At 68.5% G+C, this 12,940-nt stretch carries 15 protein-coding genes; 4 read left to right on the top strand and 11 right to left on the bottom strand.

The window, feature by feature from the left end:
* Nucleotides 1-492 (top strand): glutathione peroxidase, encoded by a 492-nt coding sequence (locus KZC52_RS01125; protein ID WP_247622239.1) that lies wholly within the window; start codon nt 1-3, stop codon nt 490-492.
* On the opposite strand, the gene KZC52_RS01120 is transcribed toward KZC52_RS01125, so the two are convergent.
* The gene (locus KZC52_RS01120) at nt 489-1,193 is read right to left on the bottom strand and encodes a DsbA family oxidoreductase (RefSeq protein ID WP_247622238.1); all 705 of its coding nucleotides are present in this window, start codon (nt 1,191-1,193) and stop codon (nt 489-491) included. The genes KZC52_RS01125 and KZC52_RS01120 overlap by 4 nt on opposite strands.
* A 56-nt stretch (nt 1,194-1,249) precedes the next feature.
* Between KZC52_RS01120 and KZC52_RS01115 the strand changes: the two genes are divergently transcribed.
* Nucleotides 1,250-1,861, top strand: coding sequence for a P-loop NTPase family protein (locus tag KZC52_RS01115; protein WP_247622237.1), 612 nt, complete (start codon nt 1,250-1,252; stop codon nt 1,859-1,861).
* Here KZC52_RS01115 and KZC52_RS01110 read toward each other — a convergent pair.
* The gene (locus KZC52_RS01110; RefSeq protein WP_247622236.1) at nt 1,801-2,604 is read right to left on the bottom strand and encodes an isoprenyl transferase; all 804 of its coding nucleotides are present in this window, start codon (nt 2,602-2,604) and stop codon (nt 1,801-1,803) included. The genes KZC52_RS01115 and KZC52_RS01110 overlap by 61 nt on opposite strands.
* The gene (recO, locus tag KZC52_RS01105) at nt 2,601-3,341 is read right to left on the bottom strand and encodes a DNA repair protein RecO (RefSeq protein ID WP_247622235.1); all 741 of its coding nucleotides are present in this window, start codon (nt 3,339-3,341) and stop codon (nt 2,601-2,603) included. Before recO ends, KZC52_RS01110 begins: the two co-directional genes overlap by 4 nt.
* 34 nt (nt 3,342-3,375) lie before the next feature.
* Here recO and KZC52_RS01100 point away from each other — a divergent pair, with 34 nt between their 5' ends.
* Nucleotides 3,376-4,062: a trimeric intracellular cation channel family protein gene (locus KZC52_RS01100; RefSeq protein ID WP_247622234.1), complete on the top strand. Its 687-nt coding sequence runs from the start codon at nt 3,376-3,378 to the stop codon at nt 4,060-4,062.
* 495 nt (nt 4,063-4,557) lie between these two features.
* Here the strand turns inward: KZC52_RS01100 and leuA are convergent, their stop codons facing one another.
* The gene (gene leuA / locus KZC52_RS01095) at nt 4,558-6,312 is read right to left on the bottom strand and encodes a 2-isopropylmalate synthase (RefSeq protein ID WP_247622233.1); all 1,755 of its coding nucleotides are present in this window, start codon (nt 6,310-6,312) and stop codon (nt 4,558-4,560) included.
* A gap of 189 nt (nt 6,313-6,501) precedes the next feature.
* On the opposite strand from leuA, the gene KZC52_RS01090 reads away from it, so the two are divergent.
* Nucleotides 6,502-7,161 (top strand): hypothetical protein, encoded by a 660-nt coding sequence (locus KZC52_RS01090; protein ID WP_247622232.1) that lies wholly within the window; start codon nt 6,502-6,504, stop codon nt 7,159-7,161.
* Nucleotides 7,162-7,174: 13 nt separating this feature from the next.
* Here the strand turns inward: KZC52_RS01090 and KZC52_RS01085 are convergent, their stop codons facing one another.
* From KZC52_RS01085 to KZC52_RS01055, 7 genes are read right to left on the bottom strand one after another with little or no spacing between them, the layout of a single operon-like run.
* On the bottom strand, nt 7,175-7,660 hold the full coding sequence (locus tag KZC52_RS01085; RefSeq protein WP_247622231.1) for a hypothetical protein: 486 nt from the start codon (nt 7,658-7,660) through the stop codon (nt 7,175-7,177).
* Entirely contained in the window at nt 7,660-8,634 is a 975-nt protein-coding gene (locus tag KZC52_RS01080; RefSeq protein ID WP_247622230.1) for a hypothetical protein, read from the bottom strand. The genes KZC52_RS01085 and KZC52_RS01080 overlap by 1 nt, the downstream gene beginning before the upstream one ends.
* Nucleotides 8,627-9,151, bottom strand: coding sequence for a sigma-70 family RNA polymerase sigma factor (locus KZC52_RS01075; protein ID WP_247622229.1), 525 nt, complete (start codon nt 9,149-9,151; stop codon nt 8,627-8,629). Before KZC52_RS01075 ends, KZC52_RS01080 begins: the two co-directional genes overlap by 8 nt.
* A gap of 54 nt (nt 9,152-9,205) precedes the next feature.
* Complete coding sequence (gene era / locus KZC52_RS01070; protein WP_247622228.1) at nt 9,206-10,102, bottom strand: GTPase Era; 897 nt, start codon at nt 10,100-10,102, stop codon at nt 9,206-9,208.
* The gene (locus KZC52_RS01065; protein WP_247622227.1) at nt 10,095-11,396 is read right to left on the bottom strand and encodes a hemolysin family protein; all 1,302 of its coding nucleotides are present in this window, start codon (nt 11,394-11,396) and stop codon (nt 10,095-10,097) included. The genes era and KZC52_RS01065 overlap by 8 nt, the downstream gene beginning before the upstream one ends.
* Nucleotides 11,393-11,851 (bottom strand): rRNA maturation RNase YbeY, encoded by a 459-nt coding sequence (gene ybeY, locus KZC52_RS01060; protein WP_247622226.1) that lies wholly within the window; start codon nt 11,849-11,851, stop codon nt 11,393-11,395. Before ybeY ends, KZC52_RS01065 begins: the two co-directional genes overlap by 4 nt.
* Complete coding sequence (locus KZC52_RS01055; protein WP_247624677.1) at nt 11,848-12,870, bottom strand: PhoH family protein; 1,023 nt, start codon at nt 12,868-12,870, stop codon at nt 11,848-11,850. Before KZC52_RS01055 ends, ybeY begins: the two co-directional genes overlap by 4 nt.
* Nucleotides 12,871-12,940: the final 70 nt, after the last annotated feature.

Genomic DNA, 12,940 nt, shown 5'->3' with positions numbered 1-12,940 from the left:
ATGACCGATTCCGCGCTCCGTTCGATCCCCTTCACCGATGCGCAGGGCAACGAGAAGACTCTCGATGACCTCGGCGCCGATGTGCTGCTGGTGGTGAACGTCGCGTCGAAGTGCGGACTCACCCCGCAGTACGAGCAGCTCGAGGAGTTGCAGCGTCTGTACGGTGATCGCGGCTTCAGCGTGGTGGGCTTCCCGAGCAACCAGTTCCTGCAGGAGCCCGGTTCCGTGGAGCAGATCACGGAGTTCTGTTCGACCACCTACGGCGTCACCTTCCCGGTGAACGACAAGGTGAAGGTCAACGGCCGGAACGCCGCCGAACTCTTCAAGGCTCTCAAGGAGACGCCCGACGCGAACGGCAAGGCCGGACGCGTGGAGTGGAACTTCGAGAAGTTCCTGGTGCTGCCCGACGGCGAGGTCCTCCGGTTCCGGCCGAAGCAGAAGCCGGACGACCCCGCGATCGTGAGCGCCATCGAAGGCGCGCTCACGCGTTAGACGGCGGCGGCTTCGGCCTCCGCGTCGCCCTCGAGCTCGGCGTCTCCGCGCTTGGACCACAGGTCGCGCAGCACGTTCTCGAATGCGGCCGGCGGCTGCGCGCCGCTGATCCCGTACTGCCCGTCGATCACGAAGAACGGCACACCCTGGATGCCGTAGGCGCGCGCCTGCGCCTGGTCCTGACGGACGGCGGGAAGGTACTGCTCGGTCTCGAGCGCCTGCCGCGCGGCGTCGGCGTCGAGTCCGACCTCCACCGCGAGCGCGACGAGGTCGTCGATGCGACCGACGTGCTTGCCCTCGGTGAAGTAGGCCGACATCAGTCGCTCTTCCAGCTCGTGCTGGAGGCCGTGCGCCTTGGCGAAGTGCAGCAGCTCGTGCGCCTTCACGGTGTTCGTGTGCTGCAGCAGATCGAAGCGGTACTGGAGGCCCGCCTTCTCGGCGACGCCGGTGACGTTGGCGAGCATCTGCTCGACCTGGTCGCGCGGCATGCCCTTGTGCCCTGCGAGGAAGTCGATCTCGTCGCCGTCGAAGTCGACGGGGGTGTCGGGCGAGAGTTCGAACGAGTGGAAGGTGACGTTCACCTGCGGGGCGTCGTCATCACCGGCGACGGCTTCGAGCCCCTTCTCGAGGTTGCGCTTGCCGATGTAGCACCACGGGCAGGCGATGTCGGACCAGATGTCGATGGAGATGGGTTCGCTCACACCCTCTTCCAACCCCATTACTTCACCCCGTATTCCGGCGTCGCTAGGATCGACGGATGCTGTCCGCCGACGATCCGCTCCCCCGGGTGCCGCAGCGCGTGCTGGTGGCGGGGGTCACGGGTTCGGGCAAGACGACCCTCGCCGGCCGTGTCGCTCGGCTCTGGGGGCTGCGCCACGTCGAGATGGACGGGCTGTTCCACGGCCCGGACTGGACCCCGCGGCCGGGGTTCCTCGACGACGTCCGGGCCTTCGCGTCCGAGGACCGGTGGGTCACCGAGTGGCAGTACACGAGCAAGGGCACCGACCGGATCCTCGCCCCGCGCGCGGAGCTCGTGATCTGGCTCGACTACCCCTACCGAGTCGTGCGCTCGCGACTGCTGCGTCGCACGATCGGTCGCAGCATCCTGCGCACCAAGATGTGGAACGGCAACGTCGAGAAGCCGATCTGGCGCATGTTCCGCGGTTCGCCCGAGGAGAGCATCCTCGCCTGGCAGATCGCGACGCTCGACAAATGGACGGAGCGGATGCCCGTGGCCGCCGCCGCGTTCCCGCATCTCACGATCGTGCGTCTGCGGCATCCGCGCGAGGCGGAACGGTGGCTCCGCGCTCAGGCCGAGGCGTCGGGCGCGTCGATCGCGCCGCCGAAGCGTCGGTCGCGGGACAGGTAGATCCCGATCGCCCGCCAGAGCTCCTCGCGGGAGAAGTCCGGCCACAGCGTGTCGAGGAAGACCATCTCGGCGTAGGCCGACTCCCAGAGCAGGAAGTTCGACGTGCGCTGCTCACCCGAGCTGCGCAGGAACAGGTCGACGTCCGGCATGTCCGGCACGTAGAGGTTGCGACGGATCATCTTCTCGGTGATCGCGTTCGGCTTCACCCGGCCGGCCGCGACATCCGCCGCGATCGAGCGCATCGCATCGACGAGTTCCACGCGTCCGCCGTAGTTCACGCACATCGTGAGCGTCAGGACGTCGTTGCCGCGCGTCAGCTGCTCGGCGTACTGCAGCTCCTTGATGACGCTGCCCCACAGCCGCGGCTTGCGCCCCGCCCAGCGCACGCGCACACCCCACTCGTTGAGCTGATCGCGGCGCCGGTGCAGCACGTCGCGGTTGTATCCCATGAGGAAGCGCACCTCCTCGGGCGAGCGTGCCCAGTTCTCGGTCGAGAAAGCATAGACCGAGAGGTGCTTGACCCCGGCCTGGATGGCACCGGCGACGACATCGAGGAGCACCTCCTCGCCGGCCTTGTGGCCCTCGACGCGGCTCAGTCCCCGACGGTTCGCCCAGCGCCCGTTGCCGTCCATGACGATCGCCACGTGCTCGGGCACCGCGCGGAACGCCGGCGGGTGCACCCCCGTCCAGTCGAGGGGACGGTACGCGACGGCGTCCTTGTGCGTATAGGGCTTCGGGGTCACCGTGCTCCTCCGGGGATGTCGGATACGTGCGCGAGCGAGCGGATGCCGCGCTCGAGGTGCCATTGGGCGTAGGCGCTGATGAGGCCCGATGCGGCGGCGGTGTCGGCGGCGGACGCCGCGTCGACGGCATCCCACTCGCCCGCCATGAGTGCGCGCAGCAGGCCCAGCGCCTTCTCGCCGATGCGCGGGCTGCCCGCCGGCGCGCACGACGTGCACACCAGGCCACCCAATTGAACGACGAAGGTCGAGTGCGGGCCGGGAGTACCGCATCGGGCGCACTCGCCGAATGAGGGCGCCCACCCCGACAGGGCCATGACGCGCAGGAGGTAGGAATCGAGGATGCTGCGGGGGGCGTGTTCACCTCGTGACAGCGCGCGCAGACCGCCGACGAGCAGCAGGTACTGATCGGGAGTCGCCTCGGCATCGCTCAACCGATCTGCCGTCTCGACCATCGCGTTGGCAGCGGTGAAACGCTCGTAGTGCGCGACGATGTCGGCGCCGTAGGAGCCGAGCGACTCCGCCTGCTGCACGATGTCGAGCGAGCGCCCCTGATAGAGCTGCACGTCCGCGACCATGAACGGCTCGAGCCGCGAGCCGAACTTCGACGACGTGCGCCGCACACCCTTCGCGACCGCGCGGATCTTGCCGTGCTGCCGCGACAGCATCGTGACGATGCGATCCGCCTCCCCCAGCTTGTGGGTGCGCAGGATCACCGCTTCGTCTCGATAGGTGGGCATCCCTCGATTATCCTCCGTGCGAGACAATGGACGGGTGACGGAACCGCTCTTCATCATCCCGTTCTGGGCGGATCTGCTGGGCGTGGGGCTCGGCGGCGTCCAGGGAGCCCTGTTCGCCTCCGGTTTCCAGGGTCAGCGACGCCTCGACTGGCTCGGCGTCGCGATCATCGGGATCATGATCGGGATGGGTGGCGGTCTCATCCGCGACATCCTGCTCGGGCAGACCCCGGCGACACTGCAGAACCAGTGGTATCTCGTGACGGCGACCGGGGCCGCGCTCTTCGGAATGCTGCTCGCCGGGCTCTTCACACGTCTGAACAAGGTGATCGTCGGGCTCGACGCGATCGTCATCGGCATGTTCGGCGCTTTCGGCACGAGCAAAGCCCTCGCCCTCGGCATCCCCGAGGTTCCCGCCGTCTTCATCGGCGTCTGCGCAGCGGTCGGCGGCAGCGTGCTGCGCGACATGCTCATGGGCCTGCCGACCGCGATCATGCACGTCGGCTCGCTGTACGCCGTGGCCGCCGGTGGCGGATGCGCATTCATCGTCATCGCGCACGCCCTGGGCATGTCGATCCCCCTCGCGGCGGTCATCGGCATCGCCGTCACCGCGGTGATCCGCGTGCTCGCGGTCAGCTTCGACGTCTCGTTGCCCGAGCAACGGCGCCTCTACCGCCGCAAGGTCGCCGCCGAGACCGGGGCGATCCCGATCGTCAAGCCCTGAGGCCTCGCTGACGCATTCGCGCGCTCGTGGTCCGTCAACGCCCACCGGCATCACGGCCATACGCCATCTCGGATCTTCGGGTGGCGCGCCGGACATCCTCCAGAGCAGTCTCCGCTTCCCGTCCGACGGGTCCTCGCCGAGCTCGATCAGACGAGCCTCGAGGTCCCGCCCCTCCTCTTCCAGGCGAAGTTGCGTGTCACGCAGTGCGAGTCCTCCTCCGAGACTCATGCCGCCCAGCCACGCCTCGTGATGGAGACGGCGGACCTCGTCGAGGCGCGAAGTCCTGCGGGCAGCGCAGTGACCCCCATGCGCGGAAGGGGGCCGGGAAGCGCCCTTCGTCTCGCTCCGCTCGCTCAGGAACCGGGCCCGACTGCGAACTCCGCTCGCCCAGGAACCGGCCCCGACCGCGAACTCCGCTCGCTCAGGAACCGGCCTGAAACCGGTCCCTGAGCGAGGAGCGGAGCGACGAGACGAAGGGTCGCGTCACGAAGCCGCTCAGACGGCGGCGAGCTCGCCCTGCCGAGCGCGGATCGAGCGGTTCACACCCGACACGATGGCCTTGAGCGACGCGGTCGAGATGTCGCCGTCGATGCCGACGCCCCACAGGCGCTGATCGCCGATCTGCAGCTCGACATAGGCTGCGGCCTGCGCGTCGCCGCCGGCGCTGAGAGCGTGCTCGACGTAGTCGTAGAGCGTGATGTCGAAGCCCTGTGCGCGCAGCACCTCGATGAAGGCGGCGATCGGTCCGTTGCCGTTCCCCGCGACAGCCACCTGCTGGTCGTCGTCACGGAGAGTGACGTCGAGCACCACGTCACCCGACATGTCGCTGCGGGTCTGCGTGGCGAGCAGTTCGAAGCGCCCCCACTTGTCCTCGCTCGATGCGGCCGGCAGGTACTCGTCGTTGAAGATCGACCAGATCTGGTCGCTCGTGACCTCACCGCCCTCGGCATCCGTCTTCGTCTGCACGACGCCGGAGAACTCGATCTGCAGCTTGCGCGGCAGGTCGATCGCGTGGTCGGCCTTCAGCAGGTAGGCGACGCCACCCTTTCCGGACTGCGAGTTGACGCGGATGACGGCCTCGTAGGAACGACCCAGATCCTTCGGATCGACCGGCAGGTAGGGCACCGCCCATTCGATGTCGTCGACCGTGACGCCCTCGGCGTCGGCCCGCACGGCCATGGCCTCGAAGCCCTTCTTGATCGCGTCCTGGTGCGACCCGCTGAACGCGGTGAAGACCAGGTCTCCCGCCCAGGGGCTGCGCTCGGGCACCGGCAGCTGGTTGCAGTACTCGACCGTGCGCTTGACCTGGTCGATGTCGCTGAAGTCGATCTGCGGGTCGATCCCCTGCGTGAACAGGTTGATGCCGAGTGCGACGATGTCGACGTTTCCGGTGCGCTCGCCGTTGCCGAAGAGGCATCCCTCGATGCGGTCGGCACCGGCCATGTAGCCGAGCTCGGCCGCGGCGATCGCGGTCCCGCGATCGTTGTGCGGGTGCAGCGAGAGGATCACGTTCTCGCGGTGGTTCAGGTGCCGGCTCATCCACTCGATCGAGTCGGCGTACACGTTCGGCGATGCCATCTCGACCGTGGCGGGCAGGTTGATGATGACCTTGCGGTCGGGCGTCGGCTCGAAGACCTCGATCACCTGGTTGCAGATGTCGGCGGCGAACTCGAGTTCGGTACCCGTGTAGCTCTCGGGCGAGTACTCGTAGTAGACCTGCGTCTCGGGGATGCGCTTCTCGAACTCGCGGCAGAGTCGTGCACCCTCGAGGGCGATGTCGATGATGCCCTGCTTGTCGGTGCGGAAGACGACCTCGCGCTGCAGCACGCTCGTCGAGTTGTACAGGTGGACGATGGCCTGCTTGGCACCGGCGATCGACTCGTAGGTGCGCTCGATCAGGTGCTCGCGCGCCTGGGTCAGCACCTGGATCGTGACGTCGTCGGGGATCAGGTTCTCTTCGATCAACTGGCGGACGAAATCGAAGTCCGTCTGGCTGGCCGACGGGAAGCCGACCTCGATCTCCTTGTATCCCATGTTCACCAGGAGCTCGAACATCACGCGCTTGCGCTCGGGCGACATCGGGTCGATGAGAGCCTGGTTGCCGTCACGGAGGTCGACGGCGCACCAGCGCGGCGCGGTCGTGATGCGGGCATCGGGCCAGGTGCGGTCCGGGAGGTCGACGGTGATCTGCTCGTGGAACGGCCGGTACTTGTGGATCGGCATCCCGGAGGGGCGCTGCGTGTTCTGCATGATGGGCTTCTTCTCTTCGTCAGAATGTACGGGCCAACACAAGCGCCGCGACGAGGAAGGCCCTAGCTCTTAGGACTCGTCGCGGCAGCTAAGAAGAAGCAGACCGCCGAAAGGCATGTGGTCATGCTAGCAGGATGCCCCGTCCGCCGTGCACGTGAGACGAACGCCGTCTCGACGACACTGGTGGGTATGAGCACACCACTGCGTCGCCTTCTCCTCTGGCCCGCTGCCCTCGCGACGGCGCTCGCGTCGACCCTGGCCGCCTGCGCGACGGGTCCCGGCGCGGGTGGGTCACCGACGAGCAGCGCCGACCCTCAGGTGCAGGACTTCTCAGGCATCGTCACCGAGCCGCCGACGGGACGCGTGCGCGGCACCGGCACGGTGCTCGACGTCGACGGAGAGGTGCAACTGTGCCTCGGCGGCGTCGCCGAGTCGTACCCGCCGCAGTGCACGGGTGTTCCGCTCATCGGATGGAGCTGGGACGGCGTCGACGGGAGCGAGACCAGCGGTAACACGACCTGGGGCGCCTACGCGGTGACCGGACGGTACGACGGGGAGAGCATCACCGTCACCGACCCGCCCGTGCTGCTGGCCCTGTACGACCCGGTGCGACCCGACGATCCGACCGGAGGCATCGAGGGAGATGCGACCGCCGCCGAGCTGACGGAGATCCAGGACGATCTGAGCTCACGCCTCGGCAGCGACGCGCTGACCCTCTGGACCGAGCGCGGCTACGTCTGGGTGCAGGTCGTCTGGGACGACGGACAGCTCCAGCGGGCGGTCGACGCGGAGTACGGTGACGGCACGGTCATCGTCCTCCCCGCTCTGAACGAGTTCGACGCGTCCTAGCAGGACGATGGACTCAGAGGACGCAGCGGACCGTCTTCGCCGTCCCGCCGACGTTCGCCCATCCACCGGCGTTCGCCGTCGCGAGCACGCCGCCCGCGCTGTTGCGCGCCTGGGCGTAGCCGGAGCTCCGGGCATTGGCGAGGGATCGGGGCACGAAACCGCTCGGCACCGTGAGCGTTCCGCACGTGCCCCAGGACACGCTCGTGCCCGACAGCGAGCCGGCGCTGAAGGCGCAGATCCGTCCGGACGCGCAGTTTCCCACGGCGGCGCGGGCGAAGAGCCCACCCGGGCCCGACGGAACCGTGACCTCCATGTCGAGCGCCGGCCAGACCGCGCGATGCGCGTCGATCAGCACGCCCCCGGGGATCTCGTCGAGCATCTGCGCGATCTGCGGATCGACCTCGTCTCCCCCGGTCGCGGCGGAAGCCGCAGCGGGAGTGGCTACCACGAGCAGGCCGGCGACGATCAGGGCCGAGAGCACGGCACGGGGAGACCTCATCACAGAATCCCTTCGATGTCCCAGAGCTGGTACGAGATGATGGCGCCCGCGGCGAACGCCTCGTTGTCGAGGAGGTTGGTGCGCTCGACACCGACGATGCGCCCGGTATCGGCGGAGAGCAGGACGACATCGCTCGAGGTGCCGTCCGGTGACGGGACGCGCAGCGCGGTCACGGGTCGCTCCAGTCGATCGGTCGAGGTGCCCAGCGCCTCGACCCCCGGCACCTGCTCCAGGATGCCGAGCATCTCGGACTCCTGGGCGTTCGTGAGCGTCCACTGCCCCTTGGCCGAGCTGATCGCGGCGACGACGTCGAAGCCGGTCGGATCGCTCGGCAGCCAGTAGGCCTCGAGCACCGCGCGCATGTTCTCCGGCGTGGCAGCGGGCATGTCGACGACGGGGGCGGCGAACTCGCCCGGCGCCATGTCGAGCTCCCACGCGACCTCGCCGCTGCTCGAGATCTCGGAGCCGACGTTCGCGGCGGCATCCGCGGGATCGTAAGGCACGCCCTCGATCGCGACCGTTCGCCCGGACAGATCCGGATTCCAGGTCGTCGTCACGAGCTGCGGCACGACCTCGGTCTCGCGGGTGCCCATGTCCACCGCGAACGACCACGATGCGGACTGGACGGCGCGTTCGGCTCCGGTGGGTCCGTCGCTCGTCGCGAGCGCGGCCTGCGCGTCGTCGAGGATCTGAGCGGCCGTTCCGCCGGCATCGAACTCGAGCGGGAGGGGTGTGCCGGCCACGGCCGCGTTCTGCGGAACCATGACGGCGACCGCGACGACGGCGGATGCCGCAGCGACGGTGAGCCCCGACGCCCATCCGGCGACGACCGCGCGGCGCTGGCGCGGGGCGCGCGTATCGCGCAGGATCCGATCCCGCAACGCGATGGCTCGCAGGTCGGGTGCGGATTCCCGCGGTGTGCGCGCCGGGTCGGCGTCGGTGAGCACGCGCTCGAGCAGAGCACTGTCAGTCATCGACGATCACCCCCTCCGATCTCAGCGCTTCGCGCACGTGTTCCTGTGCGCGAAGCAACGTCTTGCGCACACGGGCCACGGAGATCCGCGCGAGTTCGGCGATCTCCCCCACCGACAACCCATCCCAGTACGTGAGCACGATGATACGCCTCTCGCGGACCGGGAGTACAGAGAGAGCACGCAGAACGGCCGCCTGCTCGGTCGCATCCGCCTCGTCGCGTGGACCGCGGATCCCCTCGTGCACCGCCGCCGCCGTGCTCGACCGGGTGCTCACGCCGTGCGAGCGCGCGCGCAGCGCACGATCGGCGGCGCGCAGGAGCCACACGCGCCCCATCGGCTTGCGCGGATTCAGTCGCGCCCAGGCCGTCACGAAGACCTCCGAGACGATCTGGGTCACCTCGCCGTCATCGACGACGACGCCTTCGATGTGGTGACGGATCGCCGCCCAATGAGCGTCGAAGACCGTGGAGAAGACCTCGTCCCGCAGCGATTTCGGGTCGTCGCTGCCGGTGATCATGCGCTCGGGGGTGGCGGTCCCGCGTACGCCGCCTGAGTCCCTCGGGAAGTCATATCAGAACCCGAGCCGGCCCAGCTGCTTCGGGTCGCGCTGCCACTCCTTCGCGACCTTCACGTGGAGGGCGAGGAACACGCGGGTGCCGAGGAGCTCCTCGACCTGCGCGCGGGCGCGCGCACCCACGTCACGCAGGCGCTTGCCCTTGTGCCCGATGATGATCGCCTTCTGACTGTCTCGCTCGACGATGATCGATGCGTGCACATCGGTGAGGTCGCTGCCCTCACGCGGGGCCACCTCGTCGACGACCACCGCGATCGAGTGCGGCAGTTCGTCGCGCACGCCCTCGAGCGCGGCCTCGCGGATGTACTCCGCGATCCGGTCGTCCTGCGACTCGTCGGTCGTGATGCCCTCGGGGTACAGTGCCGGCCCCGTGGGCATGAGGGCCAGGATCTGATCCGAGAGCACGTCGAGCTGATCGCGCGTGAGCGCCGAGAGCGGGACCACAGCCGCCCAGTCCTCGCGCAGCGCATCGACCTCGAGAAGGCGCTCGGTGATCTCGTCGCGTCCCGCGGCATCCGTCTTCGTGACGATCGCGACCTTCTTCGCGCGCGGGTATCCGTCGAGCGAGGCGGCGATCCGCCGATCGCCCGGGCCGATCTTCTCGGTGGCCGGGACGCAGAAGCCGATCACGTCGACGTCGCCGAGCACCTGCTCGACGAGATCGTTCAGACGCTCGCCGAGGAGCGTCCGCGGCTTGTGGATGCCGGGGGTGTCGACGATCACGAGCTGGCCGTCGGGGCGGTTGAGGATGCCGCGGATCGCGCGCCGGGTCGTCTGCGGCTTCTCGCTGGTGATCGCGATCTTCTCGCCGACCAGGGCGTTCGTGAGAGTCGACTTCCCGACGTTCGGTCGGCCGACGAAGGTCACGAACCCGCTTCGGTTCTGCTCAGTCATCGTGTCGTTCTCCTTCGTCGTCCGCAGCATCCTCGCCACGCGCTGCTCTCTCCACGAACACCGTGGCGATCCCTCTGCCGCGTCCTCGGGACGCGCCGCCCGTCAGGACGAGCCCGTCGACGACGGCCGTCGCACCGGGCTGCGGAACCTGCCCGAGCGCCTTGCCGAGGAGGCCGCCGATCGAGTCGACGTCCTCGTCCTCCAGTTCGAGCCCGAACAGATCGCCCACGTCCTCGAGCGAGAGGCGGGAGCTCACGCGGTAGCGCCCGTCGCCCAGGTCGAAGAATTCGGCGGATACCCGATCGTACTCGTCCGATATCTCGCCGACGAGTTCCTCGATGAGGTCCTCGAGCGTCACGAGTCCCGAGATCCCGCCGTGCTCGTCGATCACCAGGCAGACGTGAACCGCATCGCGCTTCATCTGCTGCAGGAGCGTCTCGGCGCGCATGGACTCGGGAACGAAGGTCGCAGGCCGCGAGATGGGGCGGATGGACGCTCCGCGCCAGGCACCCTCGTCACGGTAGGCGAACTGCACGAGGTCCTTGAGATAGAGCACACCCACGACGTCGTCCGCCTCGTCGTCGACCACGGGCATGCGCGACACCCCTCGGTTGAGGAAGAGTTCCATCGCCTCGCTGGTCGACGCCGTGGCATCGACGGTGACCATCTCGGTGCGCGGCACCATGACGGCGCGCACGAACTGGTCGGTGAAGTCGAACACGGAGTGGATGAGGTCGCGGTCGTCGGCCTCGATGAGGTCGTTCGACGCCGCCTCGTCGACCATGCTGAGCAGTTGCTCCTCGGACGAGAAGGAGCTGCGTCCGGCGCCCGGCGTCACGCGGTTGCCGAGGAGGACGAGCCCCTGCGCGATCGGGCCCAGGATGATGCGCAGGCCGCGCACGATCGGGGCGTTCGCACGCAGCAGACCGTCGGCGCGGTGACGTCCGACCGTGCGCGGGCTCGCACCGACCAGCACGAACGTGATGCCGGTCATGAGCACGGCGGCGGCGAGCATCGCCCACCAGATGTTGTCGAACAGCGAGGTGAACGCGACCGTGACGAGCACGGCCGCCGTCACCTCGGCGAGCACGCGGATGAAGGCGACGGAGTTGACGTGGGCGTCGGGATCGGCGGCGATGCGCGCGAGCTGAGCGGCGTTGCGCCCCTCGGTGCCCATCTCCTCGAGGTCGGCGCGCGACCGCACGCTGAACGCGGCGTCGATCGCCGACATCAAGCCGCCGAAGGCGACGAGGAGGACGGCGGCGGCGAGGAGGGAGACGGCGACGAGAGTCATCGCCGACGCTCGGCCGCGGCGAAGCTCTGGATGAGCTCCTTCTGCAGGCCGAACATCTCACGCTCCTCATCGGGCTCGGCGTGGTCGTAGCCGAGCAGGTGGAGCAAGCCGTGCGTGGTGAGCAGGATGAGCTCGTCCATCAGGGTGTGCCCGGCGGCCTGGGCCTGAGTCTCGGCGACCTGCGGGCAGAGAACGATGTCTCCGAGCAGACCGGGAGCGGTCGGACGATCCTCGGTGCCGGGGCGCAGTTCGTCCATCGGGAAGCTGAGCACGTCGGTGGGACCGGGCTCGTCCATCCACTGCACGTGCAGCGCTTCCATGGCGCCCTCGTCGACGAGAACGATCGCGACCTCGGCATCCGCACTCACGTGCAGTTGAGCGAGGTTGTGGTCGGTCAACCGCTGCAGCACGGTCTCGTCGACGTCGATCGCCGACTCGTTGTTGATCTCGATCATGAGAGTCCTCGTTTCGGCATGCGGTCACGGGGACCGGGTCGTTGCGCGCCACGTCGATCGGCGCGGTTCGCGAACTCGGCGGCCTGCTCGCGCTCGAACCGCTGCGCCGTGCGTTTCTCGTCGTACTCGCTGTAGGCGTCGACGATGCGGCCGACGAGCGAGTGGCGCACCACGTCGTCGCTGGTCAGTCGGGAGAAATGGATGTCGTCGATGTCGCCGAGCACGCGGGTCACCATGCGCAGACCGGACGAGCCCTGCGGGAGGTCGACCTGGGTGATGTCGCCGGTGACGACCATCTTCGTGCCGAAGCCGAGACGCGTCAGGAACATCTTCATCTGCTCGGGGGTGGTGTTCTGCGCCTCGTCGAGCACCACGAACGAGTCGTTGAGCGTGCGACCGCGCATGTAGGCGAGAGGCGCGACCTCGATCGTTCCCGTCGCCATGAGCCGCGGCACGATCTCCGGGTCCATCATCTCGTTGAGCGCGTCGTAGAGCGGTCGCAGGTAGGGGTCGATCTTGTCGGTCAGGGTGCCGGGCAGGAAGCCCAGGCGCTCGCCCGCCTCGACGGCGGGGCGGGTGAGGATGATCCGCGTGACCTCCTTGCGCTGCAGTGCCTGCACCGCTTTGGCCATCGCCAGGTAGGTCTTGCCCGTTCCGGCGGGACCGATGCCGAAGACGATCGTGTTCTCCTCGATCGCGTCGACGTACTCCTTCTGCCCGAGAGTCTTCGGGCGGATGACCTTGCCACGGGTCGACAGGATCGCCTCGCCGAGCACCTCGCTCGGACGAGGTCCCCCGTCGCGGAGCATCCGGGCGGAGCTGGTGACGTCGCTCGGAGCCAGATCGGCGCCGCCCCGGGTCATCTGGAGCAGCTCCTCGACGAGCGTCTTCGCCGCGGCGACCGCCGATGCCGAACCGCTGAGCGTGATCTCGTTGCCGCGCACGAGGACCTGCACATCGCGGTGCTCCTTCTCGAGCATCCGCAGGAGCCGGTCCTGCGGACCGAGCAGCTGCACCATCGCGACGCCGTCGGCGTAGATCTTCTCGACGGACTCCGGAGCGGATGCTCCGCTGCGGCGTTCCGGGATC

The sequence above is a fragment of the Microbacterium galbinum genome (assembly GCF_023091225.1).
Lineage (GTDB): Bacteria > Actinomycetota > Actinomycetes > Actinomycetales > Microbacteriaceae > Microbacterium > Microbacterium galbinum.
This window is presented reverse-complemented; position numbering and strand designations above follow the sequence as displayed.